12 protein-coding genes and 1 tRNA gene are annotated in these 23,528 nt (G+C 61.2%); 9 read left to right on the forward strand and 4 right to left on the reverse strand.

Annotated elements, in window-relative coordinates:
* From V6R86_RS07610 to V6R86_RS07630, 5 genes are all read left to right on the forward strand, one after another.
* Positions 1-1,596, forward strand: coding sequence for a hypothetical protein (locus V6R86_RS07610; protein WP_338503381.1), 1,596 nt, complete (start codon positions 1-3; stop codon positions 1,594-1,596).
* Complete coding sequence (locus V6R86_RS07615) at positions 1,593-2,789, forward strand: capsular biosynthesis protein (RefSeq protein ID WP_338505449.1); 1,197 nt, start codon at positions 1,593-1,595, stop codon at positions 2,787-2,789. Before V6R86_RS07610 ends, V6R86_RS07615 begins: the two co-directional genes overlap by 4 nt.
* Positions 2,790-2,829: 40 nt before the next feature.
* A complete protein-coding gene (locus V6R86_RS07620; RefSeq protein WP_338503383.1) occupies positions 2,830-3,570 on the forward strand; it encodes a class I SAM-dependent methyltransferase in 741 nt (246 codons plus the stop codon).
* A gap of 321 nt (positions 3,571-3,891) precedes the next feature.
* Complete coding sequence (locus tag V6R86_RS07625; RefSeq protein WP_338503385.1) at positions 3,892-5,631, forward strand: FG-GAP-like repeat-containing protein; 1,740 nt, start codon at positions 3,892-3,894, stop codon at positions 5,629-5,631.
* 245 nt (positions 5,632-5,876) lie between these two features.
* The gene (locus V6R86_RS07630) at positions 5,877-10,826 is read left to right on the forward strand and encodes an FG-GAP-like repeat-containing protein (RefSeq protein ID WP_338503387.1); all 4,950 of its coding nucleotides are present in this window, start codon (positions 5,877-5,879) and stop codon (positions 10,824-10,826) included.
* A gap of 52 nt (positions 10,827-10,878) precedes the next feature.
* On the opposite strand, the gene V6R86_RS07635 is transcribed toward V6R86_RS07630, so the two are convergent.
* The gene (locus V6R86_RS07635) at positions 10,879-11,271 is read right to left on the reverse strand and encodes a response regulator (RefSeq protein WP_338503389.1); all 393 of its coding nucleotides are present in this window, start codon (positions 11,269-11,271) and stop codon (positions 10,879-10,881) included.
* A gap of 362 nt (positions 11,272-11,633) precedes the next feature.
* Between V6R86_RS07635 and V6R86_RS07640 the strand changes: the two genes are divergently transcribed.
* From V6R86_RS07640 to V6R86_RS07655, 4 genes are all read left to right on the forward strand, one after another.
* A complete protein-coding gene (locus V6R86_RS07640; protein ID WP_338503390.1) occupies positions 11,634-13,955 on the forward strand; it encodes an FG-GAP-like repeat-containing protein in 2,322 nt (773 codons plus the stop codon).
* 431 nt (positions 13,956-14,386) lie between these two features.
* The gene (locus tag V6R86_RS07645) at positions 14,387-16,963 is read left to right on the forward strand and encodes an HWE histidine kinase domain-containing protein (protein ID WP_338503392.1); all 2,577 of its coding nucleotides are present in this window, start codon (positions 14,387-14,389) and stop codon (positions 16,961-16,963) included.
* 227 nt (positions 16,964-17,190) lie between these two features.
* Positions 17,191-18,702, forward strand: coding sequence for a methyltransferase domain-containing protein (locus tag V6R86_RS07650; protein WP_338503394.1), 1,512 nt, complete (start codon positions 17,191-17,193; stop codon positions 18,700-18,702).
* Between the two features lie 60 nt (positions 18,703-18,762).
* Positions 18,763-21,135: a hypothetical protein gene (locus V6R86_RS07655; RefSeq protein ID WP_338503396.1), complete on the forward strand. Its 2,373-nt coding sequence runs from the start codon at positions 18,763-18,765 to the stop codon at positions 21,133-21,135.
* Between the two features lie 9 nt (positions 21,136-21,144).
* Here the strand turns inward: V6R86_RS07655 and V6R86_RS07660 are convergent, their stop codons facing one another.
* The 3 genes from V6R86_RS07660 to wecB all read right to left on the reverse strand — a co-directional run bounded on the left by V6R86_RS07660 (position 21,145) and on the right by wecB (position 23,439).
* Positions 21,145-21,888, reverse strand: coding sequence for a class I SAM-dependent methyltransferase (locus tag V6R86_RS07660; protein WP_338503398.1), 744 nt, complete (start codon positions 21,886-21,888; stop codon positions 21,145-21,147).
* A gap of 310 nt (positions 21,889-22,198) precedes the next feature.
* Positions 22,199-22,274 (reverse strand) — tRNA-Glu (locus V6R86_RS07665).
* A gap of 49 nt (positions 22,275-22,323) precedes the next feature.
* Positions 22,324-23,439: a non-hydrolyzing UDP-N-acetylglucosamine 2-epimerase gene (gene wecB / locus V6R86_RS07670; RefSeq protein ID WP_338503400.1), complete on the reverse strand. Its 1,116-nt coding sequence runs from the start codon at positions 23,437-23,439 to the stop codon at positions 22,324-22,326.
* Positions 23,440-23,528 lie beyond the last annotated feature (89 nt).

Consider the following 23,528-nt stretch of genomic DNA (forward strand, 5'->3'; position numbering starts at 1 on the left):
ATGTTTCGACAGCCTGCCGCGGTGCGCGTGAGCGGGGCACGCCGCGGCGATGCCGTGCGTCCTTTTCTGTCGATCCCGCCCTTTCCTCGGCGGCGGATAGACAATTTCGAAGCGTCGACGACCGCAACCAATCTCGATGACGATGAGGCCGATGAACTGCTCGCGCTTCTTCGGGAGAAGAGGGTAGGCGGCCTGTATTGGGGCGCGCAGCCCGGCCTTGACGTGCAGAAGGTCGCCTTGGGGCCTTCCGAAATTGCCTCGGCCCGGAATAAGGTCGATCCGTGGCACATGCTGGCTAACGCGACCGAGATCGCGTGTGAGGGCGGCGATCCGCTGCGATTGATTGCCGGGCTTCTGGAGGTGCCGGTTCGCTTTCCCGATGATGGGCAGGCTGCCCGGCTTCTGGCTCGCGAAGAATTGCGCGCGCTGTTGCGCAAAGCTCTCGAACCGACTTTGCCGCTTAATCCGTTTACGGGTGAGCCGATGGCGTGGTCGGAAGCGATAAGCCTTTGCGGGGAATGGCGACAGCTTATCGATGCCAACCGCCCGATCGCCGCGGTCTACGGCTTTGCCGGCTGGAAGCGCAGCACCACGGAAGCGCTGTTGTGGAATGGTCGGGCAGGGTATCAATTCGATCGTGACCCGGCCGAGCTTCGCGCGGGCCAGTCGGTAGCGGTCTGGCGCTCGCGTACATCGTCCGATCGCCTGGCCCAGCTTGCCGAAGTGGGGGTGAAGTTGGTCGAGGTCGAGGACGGCTTCATCCGCTCGGCCGGGCTCGGCGCCAATTGCGTGCCGCCGCAATCGATCGTCGTCGATGACGAGGGCATCTATTTCGACGGCCGGTCGCCAAGCCGGCTGGAGCGGATACTCGAGGAAACCGACTTCTCGCCGGACCTCCTGCAAGAGGTCGAGGCGCTGCTGGACCGGATCAGGGCGCTGGGGCTCAGCAAATATGATGTGGGTCATCAGCAGCTTGCGCGTCGATCGCCGCGGCCGCACGTGCTGGTGCCGGCGCAGGTCGAGGACGATCGCGCGGTGCTGTCGGTCACAGGGCCGCCGCTCACCAATCTCGAACTGCTGAAGCGGGTGCGAGCGGCGCGGCCCGAGGCCTACATTCTGTTCAAGCCGCACCCCGATGTGGAGGCAGGGCACCGAAAGGGTGCGGTTCCCGATTCTGTCGCCCTGACGATTGCCGACGAAATCGTCAGGGAAGGGACGATTTCATCCTGGATCGATTTGGTCGACGAGGTGCACGTCAATAGCTCGCTGGCCGGTTTCGAAGCGCTGCTGCGGGGCAAGGCCGTGGTAACCCATGGCGTGCCGTTTTACGCCGGCTGGGGGCTGACGACCGATCTCGGCGCCGTGCCCGAGCGGCGAACCGCACGCCGTTCGCTGAGCGAACTCGCGGCGGCGGCTCTTCTCCTTTATCCCCGCTATAGCGACCCGGTGACCAATCTGCCGTGTTCGGCCGAGGTGGTGATTTCGCGAATGGGGGACATGGTGCAGCGCGGATCTGGAAGCCGAAGCGCGTTGGTGCTTGCCCGCCGCCTGCAAGGCTGGTTAAACCGCCACCTTCGCCGCACCCTCGCCTCGTGACCGACAACCTCCGCTCCTTTCTGTTTCTTCAAGGCCCGCCGGGGCCCCTGTTTCTGCGCGTCGGCGAGGCGTTGCGGGAAAGGGGGCATCGCGTGTGCCGGGTGAACCTTGGCGGGGGCGATCGGCTCGACTGGCCCGAGGGAGCGATCGACTATCGCGGCACCTTTTCCGAATGGCCGACCTTCATCGACAGGCTTCTGCGCGAGCAGTCGATCACCGACCTGCTCCTGTTCGGGGACTGCCGGCCCTATCACATCAAGGCGCACGGTATCGCCAAGCTGCGCGGGGTGCGCACCTTTGTCCTCGAGGAAGGTTATCTCAGGCCGCACTGGATGACGTTCGAGTTGGACGGCGTGAACGCGCGCTCGTCCCTGCGCGGGACCAAGGAGTGGTTCTTCAAGGAAGCCGCGCGGCTGGAGGAGGAACCGCCCTTGCCGCCCGTGGGGGCGAGCTTCAAACGCCGGGCGCGCGACAGCTACTGGTATTATCATCACGTGGTCACCGGCCTTCTGCGCTACCCGCATTACCGATCGCATCGACCGGGCTCGATCATCGTGGACGGGCTCGGCTGGCTATGGCGCCTCAACCGGCAGAAGAGCCGGGAGGAGCAGGCGGAAAAGGTCTGGCAGGGCTTGAGGGGGCAGAAGGTCTTTCTGTTTCCCTTGCAGCTTTCCGGGGACTTCCAGATCCGCGCGCACTCACCCTTCGCCGACATGCAGGGCGCAGCGGCCTATGTGCTGGAGAGCTTTGCCTTGCACGCGCCGGGGGATGCTCATCTGCTGATCAAGCGGCACCCGCTGGACAGCAGCTTTTTCGATTGGGGCGGTTTCATCCGCAGGCTGGCCAAGCGTTTGCAGGTCGAGTCGCGGGTTCATTTCATCGACGGCGGCGATCTCGATGAAATGGCGGCTGAGACCACCGGTCTCATCTGCGTCAACAGCACGTCGGCGACGCTGGCTTTGGCGCATGGCAAACCGGTGTGTGCCATTGGCGGCGCAATCTACAAGATGGAAGGTTTGACCCACTGCGGGCATGTTGACGCGTTCTGGTCGCATCCATCGGCGCCCGACGAAGGGCTGTACGATGCCTTCCGCAAGGTACTGGTCGATCGCTGCCTCGTGCGGGGTGGCCTTGCCAGCGAGTCGGCGGTGGAAACGCTGATTGAAGGCATGATCGAGCGAATGGACGCTTGACGATGATGGCGTGTCCGCGAACGCCCGAAGGCAGATGGCGGTGATCAATACCGACCGGATGTGGGATCGTTGGGGGCAGCTGGATCCGTATTTCGGTGTTCTTGCCGACCCCCGGTTCTCACGAAGCCAGTTGCAGGATCACCGTTCGATCTTCTTTGAAAGCGGACGCGCGCAGGTGGACGCGATGCTGTCTGTGTTCGAGGCGCATTTCGGTCCGCTGGCGCGAGGAAGCGCGCTAGATCATGGGTGCGGGGTCGGCCGTCTCACCTTGCCGCTGGCGAAGGAGTTCACGCAGGTCGTCGGTGTCGACGTGTCGCCGGCGATGCTCGCGGAGGCCGAGGTCAATTGCGACGCGAACGCAGCCCTCAACGTAGACCTCGCCCTCGCCGACGATCATCTTTCGAATGTTCGCGGAAGGTTCGATTTCGTGAATTCCGCGATGGTGCTCCAGCACGTTCCGGTCGCGCGCGGAATGCGTCTGATCGATGCTTTGGTCAGCCGCGTCGCCCCCGGTGGCGGCTTTCACCTCCACCTTTCCACGCGAACAGACAGGCGCCGTTCGCGGGCATTGTGGTGGGCCAGCGCCAACGTGCCGGGCGTCAAGGTGGCGCAGAATGTGCTCGCGGGCCGCGCCTGGAACGCGCCGGCCATGCAGATGAACAACTATTCCTTGTCGCGCGTGATCGACCTGCTGTCTGCCAAGGGCGTGGGCCAACTCCTGGTGAAAAGCGAGACACACGGCAAATTTCTGACCATCAGCCTGTTCGGGCGCGTTCCTTAAGGTTCGGCAAGCTCCCTATATCGCGCAACCGTCGCGGAACAGATCACTGGCGCTACGAGATTGAAGCCGACTGAAGGGTATCTGTGCTCGTTTTGGGACACCTGTCGGACAATTTTTCAGGCCGTGAACCTTCGCGTTTGGTAGACGTTTCATGGGGTTATGCGGGCGAGGAGCATGAGGATTTAATGACTGCGGTGTGCGAGGGGTCGGTCAGGCCTATCGTTTCGATGGTCGTGCGCGACGAGCGCTCAAATCCCATCATAGTCGGCATTCTCTTGCGGCCCGTGCAATATTTGCCAAGTCATTCTAGGAGTGAAGTATATGTCTAGGCTAGTAGCGTTTGAGCAGTTCGATATTTCTTCACTCGATCTCAATCTTTATCTTCGTACTTCCGTAAGTAGCCAGCTAACCAAGGATGCCCAAGCCAGGTTCGCGGGCGTTACTTACCAAGACCAGTTCAAGATTCAGAGTTCGAACGGTACCGAGTTGGTTATTCTCGGATCAAATCTGGCGCTGGATGCGTCCGGCCGCCTTGTGTCGGGTACGGTGAACTTCGTTGGTGTGGTCGAGACAAGCAGCCAGCGGCTCTACTGGTACACGGCAGGAGTCAACATCGGCGCGTCGGCCGTGTACGACGCCGTGGCAACGCCTTCCAATACCGATGAACTCGGCCTTTTTGCGACTGCATTCGCTGGCAGCGACACGGTCGTTGGTTCAGTTAATAACGACAAGCTTACCGGCTTCGCCGGAAACGACACGATCACCGGTGGCCTGGGCGTAGACCGGCTCGAAGGCGGGGACGGTAATGATACTTTCTTCGACTCCGCAGCCGGACTGAATGGCGACCTTATTGCCGACTTCAATGTCGGCGATCGCATCATCGTGTCGGATGCGACCTATGGCAACTTCAGAGGCAATGTCAGCGGCACCACACTGAACTTTACTGGTGGAAGTCTGACGCTCGGATCGACGTTGAACGTTCCGCTGGTCGTGAATGCTGTCCAAGGTGGCGGCGTCGCGCTTAGCATCTTCACCTCGCAGTTTACTGCGACCGGCAGCATTCTCGTCAACGATTTCGCGGTCGGTGCTGGCGGTTGGTCGAGCCAGGACAAGTACCCGCGTCACATTGCGGATGTGAACGGTGACGGCTTCCAGGATATCGTCGGTTTTGGGCAGTCGGGCGTGCTGGTGTCGTTCGGATCGGCCAGTGGCAGTTTTACGGGCGCCAGACTGGTGTTTGCCGATTTTGGGCAGGCGTCGGGCTGGTCGAGTGACAATCAGTTCCATCGCGAACTTGCCGACGTCAACGGTGACGGTCGGGCAGACATTGTCGGCTTTGGCATCGCGGGCACGCTTGTGTCCTTCGCCCGGGCTGACGGGTCATTTACCAATCCGATCCTGGGGATCGCGAACTTCAACCCCAACAACGGCTGGTCATCGCAGGACAGCTTTGCCCGCGCTACCGGTGACGTGAATGGCGACGGCAAGGCCGATATCATCGGCTTCGGCACCGCCGGCACCTATGTCGCGCTTGGCAACGGCGACGGCACCTTTGCGGCCGCGAAGCTTGGCCTGAACGACTTCGGCGTCAATCAAGGCTGGACCAGCGACAACGGGTTTCATCGCACGGTCGCCGACGTCAACGGCGATGGCTTCGACGACATTATCGGATTTGGGTACGCCGGTGCGCTGGTCGCCTTGTCGAAGGGCGACGGGACGTTTTCGGCGCCGACGCTTGCGGTCAACAACTTCGGCCAGAACCAGGGCTGGTCGAGCCAGAACAACTTTGCCCGCGCCGTCGCCGACGTAAATGGGGACGGAAAGGCCGATGTCGTGGGCTTCGGCATTGCCGGCACCTTTGTCGCCTATGGCCTCGACAATGGGGGCTTCTCGGCCGCCCGGTTCGACCTCAACGACTTTGGCGCCAATCAGGGCTGGACCAACGACAACATTTTCCATCACGACCTTGCCGACATCAATGGTGACGGCACCATCGACATTGTTGGCTTCGGAACCTCGGGCGTTCTTGCCGGCTACAATCAAGGGCACTGGTTGATCTGATAAACAGCAGGGCGACCCAGCCTATTTTTATCGAATAAGCGGGTCGCCCTTACTGCCAATTCACTATGGCTACATCTCCGCAAGCGAATTTCGACTGCGGAGATGCCATCAAAAACGCGCTCGGCTATTTCAATCGAACAGTGCTGTGGCTCGCGAGCGCAATGTCCGGACGCCTTATCGAATAATTAAGCATAACCTGCCACTCTCTGCATCTGGGCTTGGGCTTGGCGTGGAGTGGGCGTGGCATGACGAAGTTGGTGGGGCGGTCTGAGGCTGACGTTCTGAATGGCGGCAGCGGCGATGATCTGCTGAGCGGGGGCTCGGGCAACGACACCTTGATGGGCGGCGACGGGGCCGACCGGCTCGACGGCGATTTCGGCAACGATACGCTGTATGGCGGTTCCGGCAACGACGTCCTGATCGACCGTCTGGGCGGCGACGACAAGCTGTACGGGGAGGAAGGCGACGACCAGCTTCAGGTCGTCGACCTGACCGAAGACGATTTCTTTGCGACCCCCCGTTCCGTGATGCTTGATGGCGGGGCGGGGAACGACAGCATCAGCCTCGATGCAGCCCAGAATCCTTATGTGACCGCAACGCTGATCGGCGGCGAGGGCAATGACGTGATCGCGGTCGATGGCGGCGGTCGGGTCAGCATCGATGTCGGTGCCGGCAACGACGTGGTCAAGATCAACGCCGACCGCTACGAATTTCGCCCGGCCGCGACCTATACGGTGCGGCTGGGCAGCGGGTCGGATACCGTGTCCCTGCTGAGTTCGACCGATCTCGACCGGTCGAACGGCCGCGTCGACGACGACAGCGAGTTCGGCAGCTCTTTCTTTCACGCGATCAACATCGTCGATTTCGCCCCCGGGGCCGGCGGCGACCGCCTCGACCTGCTCGGCTTCCTGAAGGATCACGCGAGCAGCGTGAGCGGCTCCTGGGATCCCTCGACCAACCCGTTTGCGACCGGTAAGCTGCGGCTGGTGCAGAGCGGCGCAAATACGGTGCTGCAGCTTCTGGCCGACGAATACGATACGTCCGCTCAAGGCTTCGTCAGCGTCTTCAAGACCATCGTCACTTTTGAAAACGTCCTGAAGTCCAGTCTGACCGCTTTCAATCTGGCCGGGTACGATCCGAGCGGAGCGCCGAGCCCTGGGCAATCGTTCACGGGTACGGCAGGTGCCGATATGCTTGTCGGGCTGTCCGGAGACGACGTCCTCACCGGCGGCGACGGTGCCGACGTACTGAGCGGCGGCGCCGGCAACGACATTTTGCGCGGCGGCGCCGGTGACGACCGGCTCGACGGCGACTTTGGCGACGACCAGCTTTTTGGCGGTGCCGGTAACGATGTCCTGATCGATCGCCTCGGCGGCAATGACCGGCTCTACGGCGAAGATGGCGACGATCGCCTGCACATCATTGATTTCACCGAGGATGAATTCAACGCCGCCCCGCGCTCGCTGGTGCTCGACGGCGGCGCCGGCAATGACGGCATTCGCCTGGACGCTCGCTACAACCCCAATCTCACCGCCAGCATCGTCGGCGGCGAGGGCAACGACCTGATCGCAGTCGATGGCGGCGGCCAGGTCGGCATCGATGCCGGTGCCGGCGACGACGTCGTCAAAGTCAATGCCGATGCAAACCAATACCTGCCGCAGGCGCAGTACAGCATTCGTCTCGGCGCAGGCCGCGATACGCTGTCGCTGCTGAGTTCGACCGACATCGACTGGTCCAACGGCCTCGTCGATACCGAGAGCGAGTTTGGTGGGACGGTGTTTCAGGCGATGCTGGTCTCGGATTTCACCCCGGGGGCGGGGGGCGATCGTCTCGATCTGCTCGGCTTTCTCAAGGACCATGTAACCGGCTGGAATGGAGACTGGGATCCAGCGACCAATCCGTTTGAGACCGGTTTTCTGCGACTGGTGCAGGATGGCCCCGACACCCGCCTAGAAGTGCTCGTCGAGGAATATGACTTCGACATCCGGGAGCGTGTCGGCATCTTCAAGACCGTGATCACCTTCGAGAATGTCGCGAAGGTCGATCTCGTCGCTTTCAATCTTGCCGGGTTCGATCCCACGGGTGCTTCGGTCGCGGGTCAGGAGATTACCGGGACCAGCGGCAACGACGTTCTCGTCGGCCTGTCCGGCGATGACATCCTGAATGGCGGCAGCGGCGACGATGTGCTGAGCGGGGGCGCCGGCAACGACAGGTTGCTTGGCGGCGACGGGGCCGACCGGCTTGACGGCGATTTCGGCGACGACACGCTGTATGGCGGTTCCGGCAACGACGTGCTGCTCGATCGCCTCGGCGGCGATGACAGCCTGTACGGCGAAGACGGCGACGACCAGCTACGGGTCATCGACTTCACCCAAGACGAGATTCTGGCCATTCCGCGCTCTCTGGTGCTCGATGGCGGGGCAGGGAACGACAGCATCCGGCTCGATGCCCCCAAGAACGCTTATGTGATCGCCAGCCTGATCGGCGGCGAGGGCAATGACACGATCGCGGTCGATGGCGGCGGGCAGGTCAGCATCGATGCCGGTGCCGGCGACGACGTGGTCAAGATCAACGCCGACCGTTACGAATATCGTTCGCAGGCGACGGTCAGCGTGCGGCTTGGTAGCGGGTCGGATACCGTATCGCTGCTGAGTTCGACCGACCTCGATTGGTCGCAAGGCCGCGTCGATGACGACAGCGAGTTCGGCAGCTCATTCTTTCACGCGATCAACATCACCGATTTCGAGGCCGGCGCCGGCGGCGACCGCCTCGACCTGCTCGGCTTCCTGAAGGACCATATCACTGGCGCGAACGGGTCGTGGGACCCGTCGACCAATCCGTTTTCCACGGGCTGGCTGCGGCTTGCGCAGCGCGGTTCGGACGTGGTCCTGCAGATCCAGGTCCAAGAGTTTGATCCCCAGCTCGACGCCTCGATCAGCGTCTTCCGCACGGTGCTCGTGCTCGAGAATGTCGGCATTGACGCGCTCGTTCCCGAGAATATCAGCGGCTTCGATTTCCGTGCCACGGGACGCACGTCCTATCTTGGAACGGATGGTCCCGACACCATCAGTCCGCCGGGCGTGGTGGAGATCAGCGGGGAGGCCGGAGACGACATCCTCACCGGCGGCGCGGGCAACGACATCCTCCGCGGCGGTCTTGGCAACGACAAGCTCAACGGCGGCGCGGGACACGATCTCCTGTCGGAATTCTCGGGCAATTACGGCCCGTTCGGCAACGACCTTTACGATGGCGGACTGGGCAACGACCGGGTCAGCTATTTCCTGAACGGCGGACCCGGTGTCACGGTAGACCTGCGCATGTCGGGTCCGCAGAATACCGGCACGCAAGGCGTCGATACCCTGATCAGCATCGAGCACATCACCGCAACGCATGGCGACGACACGCTGATCGGGAATGATGTCGGAAACTGGTTCTGGACCTTCAGCGGGACCGACCGGCTGTCCGGCAACGGCGGCAACGACTATTTCACCGTCGGGCTTGGCGACAAGTTCATCGACGGCGGCAGCGGGACGGACACGGTCGATATCCTCGATCTGGCCTTTGCGCCGAGCTACACCAATGCGGGGGTGACGGTCAGCCTTCTGGCGCAGGGCTCCGCCCAGGCCACCGGTATCGGCAACTGGACCCTTACCAGCATCGAGAACCTCGGCGGCTGGTACGGCAACGATCGCCTGACGGGCGACGGCAATGCCAATGTTCTGGCGGGCGGGCAGGGGAACGACGTCCTGATCGGCGGGGGCGGTAACGACGTCCTGGTCGGCGACGGGGCGTTCGGGCTCGACGATAATCAGGCGATCACTCTGCGGGTCGATCCCGACTGGATCGGCGGCGCGGACAGGCTGGACGGCGGCGATGGCAACGACGTTCTGACCGGCAACGGCGGCAGCGACATCCTGATCGGCGGCGCCGGCAAGGACAGCTTCATCGATACGCGGGCCGGTCTCAACGGCGACACCATCACCGATTTTTCGGCAGAGGATCGGATCGTCATCAAGGATGCGACGCTTGCCGGCTTCCAATTCTCGCTGAGCGGGAGCACCCTGACCTTTGGCGGCGCGTCGCTGACGCTGAGCGGACTGGCGACCGGTGCCAAGCTCTATGCCCGCGCCGCGGCCGAGGGCGGGGTCGAACTGACGATCAATACGTCGGGCCGGCAATTCTCCGATCCCGGCAAGCTAGGAATCGATAACTTCCTGAAGGTTCACGGCTGGTCGAGCCAGGATAAGTATCCGCGTCACATCGCGGACGTGAACGGCGACGGGTTCAACGACATCGTCGGGTTCGGGCAATCGGGCATGCTGGTTTCGTACGGTTCGGCCAGCGGCAGCTTCACGGGTGCCGCGGTGATCCTGGCCGACTTCGGGCAGGCGTCGGGCTGGTCGAGCGACAATCTGTTCCATCGCGAACTTGCCGACGTCAACGGCGACGGCCGGGCCGACATCGTCGGCTTCGGTATTGCGGGAACCTTGGTATCGCTTGCCAAGGCCGATGGCACCTTTGCCGGCCCGATCCTCGGGATCGCCAATTTCAACCCCGGCAATGGCTGGTCATCGCAGGACAACTTCGCCCGCTTCACTGGCGATGTGAACGGCGACGGCAAGGCCGATATCATCGGCTTCGGCACCGCCGGGACCTATGTCGCGCTGGGCAAGGGTGACGGCACTTTTGCGGCTGCGAAGCTTGGCCTCAACGACTTCGGTGTCAATCAAGGCTGGACCAGCGACAACGGGTTTCATCGCACGGTCGCCGACGTCAACGGCGATGGCTTCGACGACATCATCGGGTTCGGCTACGCCGGTGCGCTAGTCGCCTTGTCCAAGGGCGACGGCACGTTCGCTGCGCCGACGCTTGCGGTCAATAACTTCGGCCAGAACCAAGGCTGGTCAAGCCAGGACAAATACGCCCGGGCCGTCGCCGACGTAAACGGGGACGGCAAGGCCGATGTTGTGGGCTTCGGCATTGCCGGCACCTATGTCGCCTATGGCCTCGACAACGGGGGCTTCTCGGCCGCCCGTTTCGATATGGCAGACTTTGGCGCCAATCAGGGTTGGACGAGCGATAACAGCTTTCATCGCGAGCTTGCCGACATCAACAACGACGGCACAATCGATATCGTCGGCTTTGGTTCGACCAGCGTTCTGGCAGGATCCAATCTAGGCCACTGGATGATCTGAAGCGGGGGCGGCTGACAGCCAAGGCGAATGGGTGACCCGCTATGAAGACGGTTTAGCCGCCTTTCTCGTGGAAGGGGCCGTCGAGCTGTTCTTCGACGATCTGGACCAGCCTCCCGGTCGGATAGGGCTTGGGCAGGAACCTGCCGCTATCGGGCAGTTCTTCGTCTGCCACGGAGACCGCGCCTGACGTGACGATCAGGCAGACGTCCGGGCGGAGACGATTGACCTCGTGCGCCAAGCCGAGCCCGTCCATGTCGCCCGGCATGTTCACGTCGGTGAAAACGAGGCCGATGTTCGGATGCTCGGAAAGGACTTGAAGCGCCTCGCCGGCGTCCCCTGCCTCCCAGGCCATGATCCCACGCTCGGTCAGCGCGTCGGCGGCGACCATTCTGACGAATGGCTCGTCCTCGACGACGAGGACCTCTTTGGGAACTGTAATGGTCATCGACCCCGAACCGACGGAAAGGCTGCGCGTTCCCTCAGCCGTTGGATCGTACGGTGGCGCTCTTTCGGTCCGAAGGGCGAAAAACTGCTATTTCGGGAGGATAAACGCCTCGCCGAAGGTGCACAACCTGTGGACTTGCGAGGTCCGCTCGCAGGCAACGCCATGGGATTGCGCCTCCGTGGAACTCTTTCATACCCGGTCAATGACTTAGCAATTCATCTGCGGTAAGAAATGGCGCGTTAGGACCGCGGGATTAGGTTTGACCGGGACCGGTCGCGTTGGCTGTCAATCGCCTGCCGCGCCCGGGGGTGATCGGGGAGTGTGAAGCGGTGTTCGAATTCAATGGCGCGGCATCGGAGCCCATGTATCTGCAATCCGGGTCGGCAGACACCCTTAGCATTTCTCCCACCTCGACCGTCTGGAGCGTGGATCGGATCGCCAATTATCTGGCGTTCGGTTACTGGGGCGGAAGCAAGCGCGCCTGGGATCTTTCAACCGGCGCGCGGACCATCTGGTTTGATGTCTCGGCGCTGACTCCAAGCGGACAGGCGCACGCCCGGGCCGCCTTCGATCTTTGGGCGGATGTCACCGGCATCCGCTTCGTCGACATGCCGGGAAGCGGCGGAACCTTCGGGATCAAGTTCGACGACAGTGAAGAGGGTGCCTTCACTGGGACCACCTACTCGTTCGGCCGCATTCAGTCGGCGACCATCAACATCAGCACTAGCTGGATTTCGGGAAGCAGCGGCAACCTCAATAGCTATGCCTTCCAGACGTATCTGCACGAGATCGGCCATGCGCTGGGGCTTGGGCACGCCGGCGATTATAATGAAACCGCGTCCTACAGCGTCGATGCCGATTATCTGAACGACGGTTGGCCCGTGACCATCATGTCGTACTTCGATCAACGCGAGAATTCTTATTATCGCGATTTCAGTTTCACGTTCAATTATGTCATGACGCCGCAAGTGGCGGATATCGCCGCCATGGCGCTGCTCTACGGCATGCCGACATCGACCCGGCTTGGCGACACCGTCTACGGGTTCAATTCCACCGCCGGACGCGCGGTGTTCGATGCGACGAAATACAGTTCCGGTAGCTACACCATCATCGATAGCGGCGGCGCCGATACGCTCGATTATTCGGGCTTTTCGGCAAACCAGTCGATCGACCTGCGATCCGGAAATTTTTCCAACATCGGCGGAAGCGTCGGGAATGTGTCGATTGCGATCGGCACCATCATCGAGAATGCGATCGGGGGAAGCGGCTTTGATCGCATCTCCGGCAACGATGTCGCCAACCGGCTGGACGGCGGGGCAGGTAACGACGTCATCGAGGGCGGCGCGGGCGACGACACCTTGCTTGGCGGTGCCGGGGCCGACTTCCTCAGCGGCGGGGTGGGGGCCGACACGCTGGTCGGCGGCGACGGCGCGGACATTTTCAGCGATCGGGTGGTCAATCTGAACGGGGACACGATCGCCGATTTCGCGCGGTCGGATACGATCGTCTTGACCGATGCCAATCCCACTGCCTTCCGGTTTTCGCTTGTCGGCAACCTTCTGAGCTTCACCGGCGGAAGCCTTGCTTTCGGCGCCGCCCTCAACGGTCCTTTGACCTTGAAAGCGGCTGCGAGCGGCGGCGTCGAACTGACGCTATCGACCCAGTTTGCAAGTGGAAGCGGAATCCTCGTCAACAATTTCGCGGTCGGCGCTGGCGGCTGGTCGAGCCAGAACCTTTATCCTCGCCACATCGCGGATGTGAACGGCGATGGGTTCAGCGACATCGTCGGGTTCGGCCAGAGCGGCATCCTAGTGTCCTTCGGATCGGCCAACGGCAGCTTCTCCGGGGCGGCCGTGGTTCTGGCGGACTTCGGCCAAGCGTCAGGCTGGACCAGCGACAATCAATTTCACCGCGAAATGGTCGATGTGAACGGCGACGGCCGCGCCGATATCGTCGGCTTCGGTTATGCCGGGACGCTGGTGTCCCTCGCCAGGGCCGACGGCACCTTTGCCGGTCCGATTACGGGCATCGCCAATTTCGGCATCGACCAGGGATGGGCCTCGCAGAACGGCTTTGCGCGAACCACCGGCGACGTGAACGGCGACGGCAAGGCCGACCTCATCGGCTTCGGCTATGCCGGTACGCTTGTTGCACTCGGCAACGGAGACGGCACGTTCCAGGCCGCCAAGTACGGCATCATCGACTTCGGCGTCGACCAGGGCTGGAGCAGCGACAATTCATTCCATCGCACCGTCGCGGACGTCAACGGCGACGGCAAAGACGATATCATCGGCTTCGGCTTCGCGGGCGCGCTGCTCGCCTTGTCGAAGGGCGATGGGACCTTTGAAACGGTCAAGTTCGCGGCGAGCGACTTCGGCCGGAACCAGGGCTGGACAAGCCAGGACAGCTTTACGCGCACCGTCGCAGACGTGAATGGCGATGGCTTCGCGGACGTCGTCGGGTTCGGCATCGCCGGCACTTACGTCGCTTATGGCAAGGCGAACGGGACCTTCTCGGCGTCGTCGTTGGACATCCTGAATTTCGGCGCCAACCAAGGCTGGACAAGCGACGACATATTCCACCGTGAGCTTGCCGACATCAACAATGACGGCAGGATCGACATTGTTGGATTCGGCCAAGCGGGAGTTATCGGAGGCTTCAATCAAGGCCATTGGTTGGCTTAGGAGGCTTAGGAAAGCGTCAGCGATGGCGTTCTTATGGGATCCAGGTGGGTTGAAATTCTAACCGGGCAATTCGCTGATCTTTACTGATCGAATGTTCATGGCGGATGGCGGGTCGCTGGCTGTGGTTTGTTCGACCGACGAGGGCCTGCGGGTGATGATCGGCCGGCTTCGGGCGGCTGCTGACGGCCATTCCTGCTTGCATCCGGGGCCGCTATCGTCTTGTAAGTGTCCGACTTTCGGTGTGAGGATGCGTTGCCTTGCGCCGTCGGGCCGATCAATTATCCAGCGCAACCCTTTCCACTGGAAGACGTGCGCCACCAATGAAATTCGCTCGGCTGCTGCGGCGAGAAACCATCGCAGCCGATGCCGCACAAAACCTTTCCTTTTTGAGCCAAGCAGACAGCAGATGATTGTCAGAAGGAAGCCTGACATTGCTTAACCAAGACCGGGTCGACCTGACCAACTGCGATCGCGAACCGATCCACATCCTCGGCGCGATCCAGCCCATCGGCTTTCTGCTCGCGCTGTCGGCGGACTGGATGGTGGCGCGCGCATCGGCGAATGTCGGCGATTATCTGGGGTACACGCCCGAACAGCTCATCGGCGAACCGCTGTCCGCATTCCTGTCGGCCAAAGTCGTCCACGATCTGCGCAACCGGACGGCGATGCTTCGCGGCCCCGACGCTACCGAGCGGATGTTCGGCTGCGTCCTGCGGGAAGGCGGCAAGCCGTTCGACATTTCGATCCATTTTTCCAACGGTCAGGTGGTGATCGAGTGCGAGCCCTCGTCGGGTGAGCAGAGCGATGCCAGTGGCACCGTGCGCTCGATGATCTCCAGACTCGATCAATGTGCCGACATCCAGACATTCTTCCGGGAAGGGGCGCGGCAGGTCCGGGCGCTGATCGGTTTCGACCGGGTCATGGTCTACCGGTTTGCGCCCGATGGCTCGGGCGAAGTCGTGGCCGAAGCGGTTCGCGGCGGCATCGGCAAGTTTCACGGCCTTCGCTATCCGGCAAGCGACATTCCCGTTCAGGCCCGCAAGCTGTACGAACGCAATCTTCTTCGCGTGATTGCTGACGTCAATGCTGAAGCGGTGCCCATCGTGCCGACGCTCGATGAGCATGGCACGCCGCTCGACCTGTCCCTGTCGACGCTTCGATCGGTGTCGCCGATCCATATCGAATATCTCAAGAACATGGGGGTCGATGCCTCCCTGTCGATTTCGATTCTGGTCGACGGCAAACTGTGGGGCCTGTTCGCATGCCACCATTATTCGCCGCGCTGCCCGTCGTTCGAGCGGCGTTCGATCACCGAGCTGTTCGCGCAGATGTTTTCGATGCGTCTCGAAAGCTTCGAACGGCAGGCGACCGTTCTGTACGAGCGGCGCGCCCGCGATATCTCCGATCAACTGCTGGGCGCCGTCGCATCGGACGAGACTTTGCTCAAGGATCCGGATTGGCTGGGCGACATCCTGACCAGCGCCATTCCGGCGGACGGCGTCGGCGTGTGGATCAACGGAAGCTTCGCGTTTTCGGGCATGACGCCGGAAGGCGACGATTTCCGGCGGATCGTTCGGGCGCTCAACGGAACCGCTTCGGGCAAGGTCTATGCGACCGATCATATCTCCTCGCTGGTCGAGGGGGCGGAGGAGTTTTCGTCCCTCGCGGCAGGGCTTCTCGCCATTCCGATTTCGCGTGCGCCGCGCGATTATGTCGTGCTGTTCCGCTCCGAACTCGTCCGTTCGGTCCGCTGGGCTGGCGATCCCCACAAGCCCGTCGAATTCGGTCCCAACGGCCCGCGCCTGACTCCGCGCGAAAGCTTTGCCGAGTGGAAGGAGCTCGTGCGCGGACGCTCGCAGCCCTTTTCACCATCCGAAGTACGCGTCGCCGAAACCCTCCGCGCCACGCTGATCGAGGTCGTGCTGAGGCTTGCCGACGATGCCTCGGCGGAAAGGCAGCGGGCCAGCGCCCGGCAAGAGCTGCTGATTGCCGAGCTCAATCACCGGGTTCGCAATATCCTTGGCGTGATCCGCGGGCTCATTCGCCAGTCGCAGCCTTCCGACCCGGCGGTCAAAGAATTCGTGTCGCTGGTCGATGGGCGCATTCACGCCCTTGCCAGAGCGCACAACCAGATCACGGACGATCACTGGGGCCCGGCGCCCTTGCGTGCCCTGATCGATGCCGAAGCACGCGCCTATATCGAGCCGGTCGAACGGATTATGGTGTCGGGGGAGCCGGTCATGCTCAACCCGCAGGCCTTTTCGACGATGGCGTTGGTGCTGCACGAGCTGATCACCAATTCGACCAAATATGGCAGCTTGTCCGCTGACGGGCAGGTTTCGATCGAGTGGGATCGCAACGATTCCGGCGATCTGGTCCTGACCTGGCAAGAGCGCGGCGGTCCGCCAGTGTCGCCGCCGACGCGCAAGGGGTTCGGGACCACCATCATCAGCAAGTCAGTTCCTTACGATCTCGGTGGGTCCGCCAGCGTCGATTATGCGCCGGAAGGGGTGTCGGCCTCGTTCCGCATCCCCGCCCGCCATGTGTCGGAGCAGCCGAAGACGATTGCAGGAGCGCCCATTCGCTATCCAAGGCCGTCGATCGGCCACCCGACCGAGCCGCCCGAGAAAATGTTGACGGGCATGGACGTTCTCCTGGTCGAAGACAGCCTGATCATCGCGCTGGATGCGGAAGACGTCCTGCAACGTCTGGGCGCGGAGAACATCACCACGGCCGCCACGGTCGACGTCGCGCTGGACGCCATCGACGCCCGCCGCCCGGCCATCGCCATGCTCGACATCAATCTTGGTGATCGCAACAGTTTCCCGGTGGCGGATCGATTGCTGGAGCTCGGCATCCCGTTCCTGTTCGCGACGGGCTATGGCGAGCAGGCGCAATTGCCGATGGAGCACCGCAATCAGATCATCGTTCAGAAGCCCTATACGCTCGAGAACGTCGCGCGGGCGGTGAGAGTGATGGTCGGGACGGATGCTCGGTCGGGGGCCTAATTACGGGCGCTTTTGCTGTCGCGGCGAAAATCCATCTTCGCGACCGATTTGCAAGTCGCTTCGATCTCAGGATTATCCGAGATGCCACTCTGATTCTCGAAAAAGGTCCGTTGGAATGCCAACGGCTTGACGAGAAAGTCTGGAATAGGCGATTGCGCGGTCAGAAATCATGACGACCGTCGCCGTCGTATCGCGGCTGGATGACCCCTTTTCCATCAGGATGACAAATGCACGATACTGCCTTTCAGATCGGCGCTCTTGCGATGGACATCTATGTCGACCTGGCCAAGGCGTCTGTTCTTGAGATCGGGTCGCAGGCGTTCAATGGCTCGCTTCGCAGTCGTGCGCTTCCGGGCACTCATTATGTGGGGATCGACATGGAGGAGGGCGACGGCGTCGACCTTGTTGTCCAACCCGCCCACCCATTCCCGGTCGAGGATGGGTCGTTCGATTTCGTCTTCGCGACCTCCGTTTTCGAGCATGACCCCTCCTTCTGGGTGACGTTCCTGGAAATGTGTCGCGCGACCAAGGATGGCGGTTTTATTTATATCAACGTGCCGTCAAACGGCGTCGTGCACGGATATCCCGAGGACAATTGGCGCTTTTATCCGGGCGCGGGCAAGGCGCTGGCGCGATGGGCCAATTCGCAGGGTCATCATGTTACGCTGATCGAAAGCTTCGTCGCCGAGCGTCAAAACGACATCTGGAACGATTTCGTCGCTGTTTTCCGCAAAGGGCGCATCACCAAGCTGCAGCCTGCGACCTTTCTGCATGAGCATGTGCCAAGCTTCAACGTCATCACGTGGCGCGCCGAAACCATTATGCGCCCGCGGGATGAGACAGAAGATCGCATCCTCCTCGTGCAAGCGTCCGAGAAGGTCGCGGAAGCCGAAGGGCGCGTTTCCGAACTTCGCTCGACGGTCGAGGACAAGACGCGCGAAATCGACGAGCTTGGCGCCACTATCCAGGGCTTGCGCGAGCAGGAGACTGCCTCGACGACGCGGATCGCCGATCTCGAGCAGAAGCTCGCCGAGTTCGACGCCGTCCGCGCCGCTCTGGCTTCGAGGGACAGCGAACTTCTTCAGCGGCAGGAAGAAATCCAGCAAACACGCGACGAACTCATTCGAGCAAAGAGAGCTTTCTCTGATAGCGAGACCGATGCCGAACGCTTGCGCAGTCGCCTGGCAAGGGTCGATGACGAGCTTTCTGCGACCCTCAAGCTCATGGATCAGACCGAGGCGCGGCTCAAAGGACAGAATGAGCAGCTAGAAGGCCTGCGAGAATCTTATGATCAGCTTCGGAACGAGATGCTGACGTATCAGGCCGAGGCCGCTTCCTATCGGAGTCGTTGGGACCACGAGGTGCCGGCGCTGAATGATAGGCTTCATCGGGCCGAAAGTCGCGCCGAAGTCGCCGAAGGGGCGATGGATGAGCGCTTTCGCGAGCTGGGCATCCTGACCGGCTTGTTGCGGGAACACGAAGCACGCCTTGCCGAGCTGCAGGAGTATGTGGAGTGGAACGACCAAGTCCGTACTCTGCTCGCTCATCAACCTGCCTGGTGGAGTTTGATGCCGGCGTCGTGGCGTGCCGAGAGGATTAATCGCGACCTACGCGCTGCCAATCTGTTTGATCATCGCGCTTATTACGACAAGTATCCGGACGTCGAAGCCGCCGGTCTCGATGCGCTAGAGCATTATTGTCGTCATGGGATCAACGAAGGTCGGACGCGAACCTTTTAAAGCTGGATTGTTGAGTAAATGAGCGTGGCAAGTGGCGCGGGCCGAAAGAAATTTTCTTCGTTGGCCCAGTTCGATCCTCAATATTATCTCGAAGCGTACCCTGACGTAGCGCTGTCGGGCATGGACCCGCTCGAGCACTTTCTGTGGATTGGTCAAAAGCTGGGCCGTCGTCCGGTCGGTCCTCGTGAGACTGATGATAGTTCCAGGTTCACGCTTGATGCGTTGTTCATCGACGGCACCAATGGAACTTCCTCCACGCCTTATCGCGTCCATCGCATTGCAAACGGCCTTCGCGACGAAGGCTGGAAGGTGCAGTGCGAGAACGGCGAAGACATGTTCACGTTGTTGGAACGCGATCTCCGGCCGCGATTGGTTGTCATCCACCGAGCGCCGTTCTGGTCACCGTACCCTGAATTCGTGCAGAAGATGCGCGGTCTCGGTTCGGTAATCGTCTACGACATCGACGATCTTGTTTTCGACGAGAGCGTGATTCCCTTCATCGATGGCTTCAAATATCTTAGCGAAAGCTCCAAGGTCGCCTTTCTGGCAGGCGTCAACGCCTACCGGGACTTCATCCTGGATGCCGATCTTTGCACGACGACCACCAGTTTCCTGGTCGATCGTATGCGCCAGATGGGCAAGCCGGCGTTCCGCATCCCAAACGCCATCAGTGCCGACAATATCGCGTTCTTCGAGAACGTCGGATATCGCCGCAAGGGCCGGCCAGCGCCCTTTGTCATCGGCTATTATTCCGGAACGCGAACGCACCAGGCCGATTTCCGCGTCGTTGCCCCGGCACTGATCGAGTTCATGCGTGAAATGCCGGACGTCGTCTTCCGGCTGGTGGGTGAATTCGACCTTAGCGAGTATCCCGAGCTCGAATATTGGCAGCATGTCCATAAGGTCGGTGATCTTCCGCGCGTGACGCGGGTCGGTCTGATGCCGCACGATGCCATGATCCGCGATCAATTCAGCTGCGATCTCATCATCGCGCCGCTCGAGGTCGGAAACCCGTTCTGCGAAGCGAAGAGCGAGCTCAAATTCTTCGAGGCATCCTTGGCCGGTTGTCCGGTGATTGCCTCGTCCACTCAGACCTTCACCGAAGCTTCGGAAAACGGGCGGCTTGCCGATCTTGCAACAACCACGGAAGACTGGCTCAATTCGTTCAAGAACATATACAATAATTACCCGATCATGCTTAATCGGGCCGTCCACGCCTTTCATGGGGTGCGCGTCAATTACTCGCAGCGCTTCGCCGCTGAAACTGCCATCGAAGTTTACGAGCAATTTATCGGAACCAAGAGCTCTAAGGGTTCAGAACCACAGCGCGTCGCTTCCGGTCCAGCGGATATCGGAGTGATCTTACCAGACTTCTCAGGTCCGTCTGGAGGTCATCGCAAGATTTTCACTGTTTGTCAGGCGCTCGAGGAGTTGGGCTTCAGCCTGAAGCTTTATTTCTATTCCAACCGTTCGCCGGCGCGGATCGGGGCAGACTTGGGTCGCCTCTTCGGTCATCTCGACGCGGAAATTGCTATCTTCGCCGGAGAAGTGGACGCCCACAATGACGTCATTTGCACCCAGTGGAAGACGACTTACGACTTTCGAAAGGTAGAATTTGCCGGACGGATTATCAATTTCGTCCAGGACTACGAGCCGATGTTTCATCCGGTCGGTTCTGACTATCTGCGCGCGCTGGTTTCCTACCGCCTCAATTATGAGATCATCTGCTACGGACTTTGGGTGCAGGCGAAGATCCACGACGAATTGGGTGTCGAGGCAAAGGCGTTGCCATTCACCGTGGATCACACCGTCTATGCGCCCCCGTCCTCGGAGGGGACGCGCGACGTGGATGTCCTGGTATTCGCCCGCCCGGGACAGGATCGCCGTTGCTTTGACATCATTGTCGAGGCGCTGATCGAGCTGAAATCGCGAATGCCGGGCATTTCCATCGGCCTTTTCGGCGAAAAGGAATATGACGACATCGGTATTGCGGTCGAAAACTTTGGCTCGTTCGACAATCTTTCCGATCTCGCCAAGCTATATCACCGGGCAAAAGTCGGCATTTGTTTCTCGCCGACAAATCCAAGTCAGCTTGGGTATGAAATGATCGCCTGCGGGGTCAACGTGGTCGATACCCGGATCAAATTCTCCGAACTCAACTTCGGCGGCGATGCCTTCGTGACCTATTGTGACGGAACGCCCGAAAGCCTCGCTGACGCTTGTCAGCATCTGTTGAACGATGATGCGGAAATGGAGCGTCGTCGCTCACGCGGCTATGCCTATGTCGAGCAAATGCCCGACGATAGCGAACTGGGGCAATTCTTCGTCCAGGCCGCCGGTCTGGGCACCGAGATTGCAGAGGTTGCAGCACCGCCGCGCAAGGGGGCAGCAAAGGTGCCATTCGCCAAGTCGCTTCGCAGGCTTGGCCTGTGAGGATGTCGATTAGGCGATAGTCTTGAGCGCAATTGCAAATTCGTTGGTGCCGACGAAGAACGGCTCGAACAGGCTTATCCTCAAACCGGGAAGAAAGCCGGCTTCTGCCAATTCTTCTACTTGATCGCGAAATTCGAAATCCCGCCACACATTGCAGTGCGCGTCTGCGTCGTCGGTTTTGAAATATTCGGCCGCGTGGGCGTAGGCTTGTGCCAGCGCGAGTGGCTTGGTTCCGCCATTCGCATAGCCGACCCAGTGGCGGTGAAATTCCAGGATCGCCTCGAACGACGGTTTCGTGGACCGCTCATGGTGGCACGCGAGCAGATGCTCGACCGTGGTCGAAGGCCTCGTGGCATCCGGTGTCGCGCGCTTGTCGGGCAAGGTGATGAAAATGACCTTGCCTGGCCCGTCCTTCAAAAGGCGCTGCAGGCTCTGAAGGTACGAGATTGGGTCCGCAATATGCTCGAGCACATGGCAGGCAACGACGTAGTCAAATCGATCGGCGATCTGTTCATTCGGGGGTCTGTGCCGACTGAGAAGATAGTCGACGTGGCAAACTGTTTCCGGTGGAAGGTCCCACGCGGTGATCATCTCGTCAGCAGAGCGGAAGTCGGCGTAGCGGCACTGGCCGGCTTCTCGTGGGACCGTCGGAAGATCACACGCCCCGATTTCCAACCCGACGCAATTCGGAATATCGATTGTATCTCTCAAAAGGGCGAAGCGTCTTTTCTGATAGTCAGCGCGTGAACTCATCGAACAATCCTTGGTGGACGCCAACGGCTGGTGAATCACACTATCTCATCTTCGCAATTCACTGAAAAGCGATCAAATTTTTAGGAGGTTGTGAAGGAGAGTATTTAGCGGGACTGCGAAAGGTCCAACTTAGTGTGCTTCGAGTAGCGATACTTGACTATCTCGATCCTAAGTATTCGCACCACACCTCACATTCGGCGCTACACTATGTCGTCGCCGTATGCCGTTTCCAACCTTAAGTTAAGTAAGCCGGTAATCAGCCCATCGACACCCATGATGAATGAATAATAGTTACCCGAAACATCGTCGCTGGTGACCCCTACGGGACTCGAACCCGTGTTTTCGCCGTGAGAGGGCGACGTCCTAGACCGCTAGACGAAGGGGCCGTGCTGCGGTGCGAGGCGGGCATATGGCGGGGCGGGCCCCATTCGTCAATCAGGCGGTCAGGGCCCGGTCAGGGCGGGGCTGGCGTGCAAGCCATTGTTCGCACAGGGCGGCGATCCGGGGCGCGGACTTGCCGTCGCCGAACGGAAGGGCCGGCACCGCCATCGCGCGGTAGGCGCTGTCGTCCCCGAGCAATCGGTGGACCTGGCGGACGATTTCGTCGCGATCGCTGCCGACCAGCAGGCTGTTGCCGGCGCTGATCCCTTCCGGTCGCTCGGTAGTCGAGCGAAGCACCAGCAAGGGTATCCCAAGCGCCGGGGCTTCCTCCTGAATGCCGCCGGAGTCGCTCAGCAGGATATGCGCGGAACGGATCGCGGCGACCATGGCATGGTGGTCGAGCGGCGAGAGCAATTTGATCCGCGGATGGCCGCCGAGTAGCAGCCGCGCCGAAGCCGCGACGGCGGGGTTGCTGTGAAGCACGAACTCGATGCGGAGGTAGGGCAAACGCGCAAGCTCGATCAGGGCAAGACCGATCGGCGTGAAGGCCGTTCCCCAATTTTCCCGCCGGTGGCATGTCACCAGCAGCCGAGGCAGTCCGTGACTTTCCAGCCGTGGTGGCAAGCCAGCAAGAATGTCGAACAGCGCATCGATGGCGGTGTTGCCGGTCACGTGGACGTCACCCGTCACGCCTTCCGCGGCGAGATTAGCGGCGTTTTCCTCGGTCGCGGCGAACAGCAGGTGCGACAAGCGATCGATGTCGACCCGGTTGCCTTCCTCCGGCCAGGGCATGGCGAGGTCGTGGCTGCGCAGGCCCGCTTCGACATGCGCGAGGGGGACGCCGGCGGCAGTGGCGGCAAGCGCTCCGCCCAGCGCGCTGGACGTATCGCCCTGGACAATCACCAAGTCCGGCCGGGTGGCACCCAGCAAGGTTGGAGCAAGCCCGGCGGCGACCGCTTCGGCATGCGCGCGCGGGTCGCCTCGCGCGGTGCAGTGGAGGCGGAGCAGAGGGTAAGCGGCAAAGCCGAAGGCCACGGGGTCGAGCTGAGCATGCTGACCGGTCAGGACGATCAGCGGCGTCAGGCCGAGCGCGTCCAGAGCCCGCGCAAGCGGCGCAAGCTTGATCGCTTCGGGACGCGTGCCGACGACCAGCAGAATGGAATTGAACACCGCCGCCCTCCCAAGACAAGGAGAAAGCGATTCGGCTCCGTATCGATTACGTCGATTTTAACTTGGCCGCAAGGCGGACCGGCTGGCGC

Source organism: Sphingomonas kaistensis (assembly GCF_036884275.1).
Taxonomy (GTDB): domain Bacteria; phylum Pseudomonadota; class Alphaproteobacteria; order Sphingomonadales; family Sphingomonadaceae; genus Sphingomicrobium; species Sphingomicrobium kaistense_A.

Bases quoted from the DNA above. Each gene is read 5' to 3' on its own strand.
- V6R86_RS07610 (WP_338503381.1), top strand. From the start codon at position 1: ATGTTTCGACAGCCTGCCGCGGTGCGCGTGAGCGGGGCACGCCGCGGC.
- V6R86_RS07625 (WP_338503385.1), top strand. From the start codon at position 3,892: ATGTCTAGGCTAGTAGCGTTTGAGCAGTTCGATATTTCTTCACTCGAT.
- V6R86_RS07630 (WP_338503387.1), top strand. From the start codon at position 5,877: ATGACGAAGTTGGTGGGGCGGTCTGAGGCTGACGTTCTGAATGGCGGC.
- V6R86_RS07635 (WP_338503389.1), bottom strand. From the start codon at position 11,271: ATGACCATTACAGTTCCCAAAGAGGTCCTCGTCGTCGAGGACGAGCCA.
- V6R86_RS07640 (WP_338503390.1), top strand. From the start codon at position 11,634: ATGTATCTGCAATCCGGGTCGGCAGACACCCTTAGCATTTCTCCCACC.
- V6R86_RS07650 (WP_338503394.1), top strand. From the start codon at position 17,191: ATGCACGATACTGCCTTTCAGATCGGCGCTCTTGCGATGGACATCTAT.
- V6R86_RS07660 (WP_338503398.1), bottom strand. From the start codon at position 21,888: ATGAGTTCACGCGCTGACTATCAGAAAAGACGCTTCGCCCTTTTGAGA.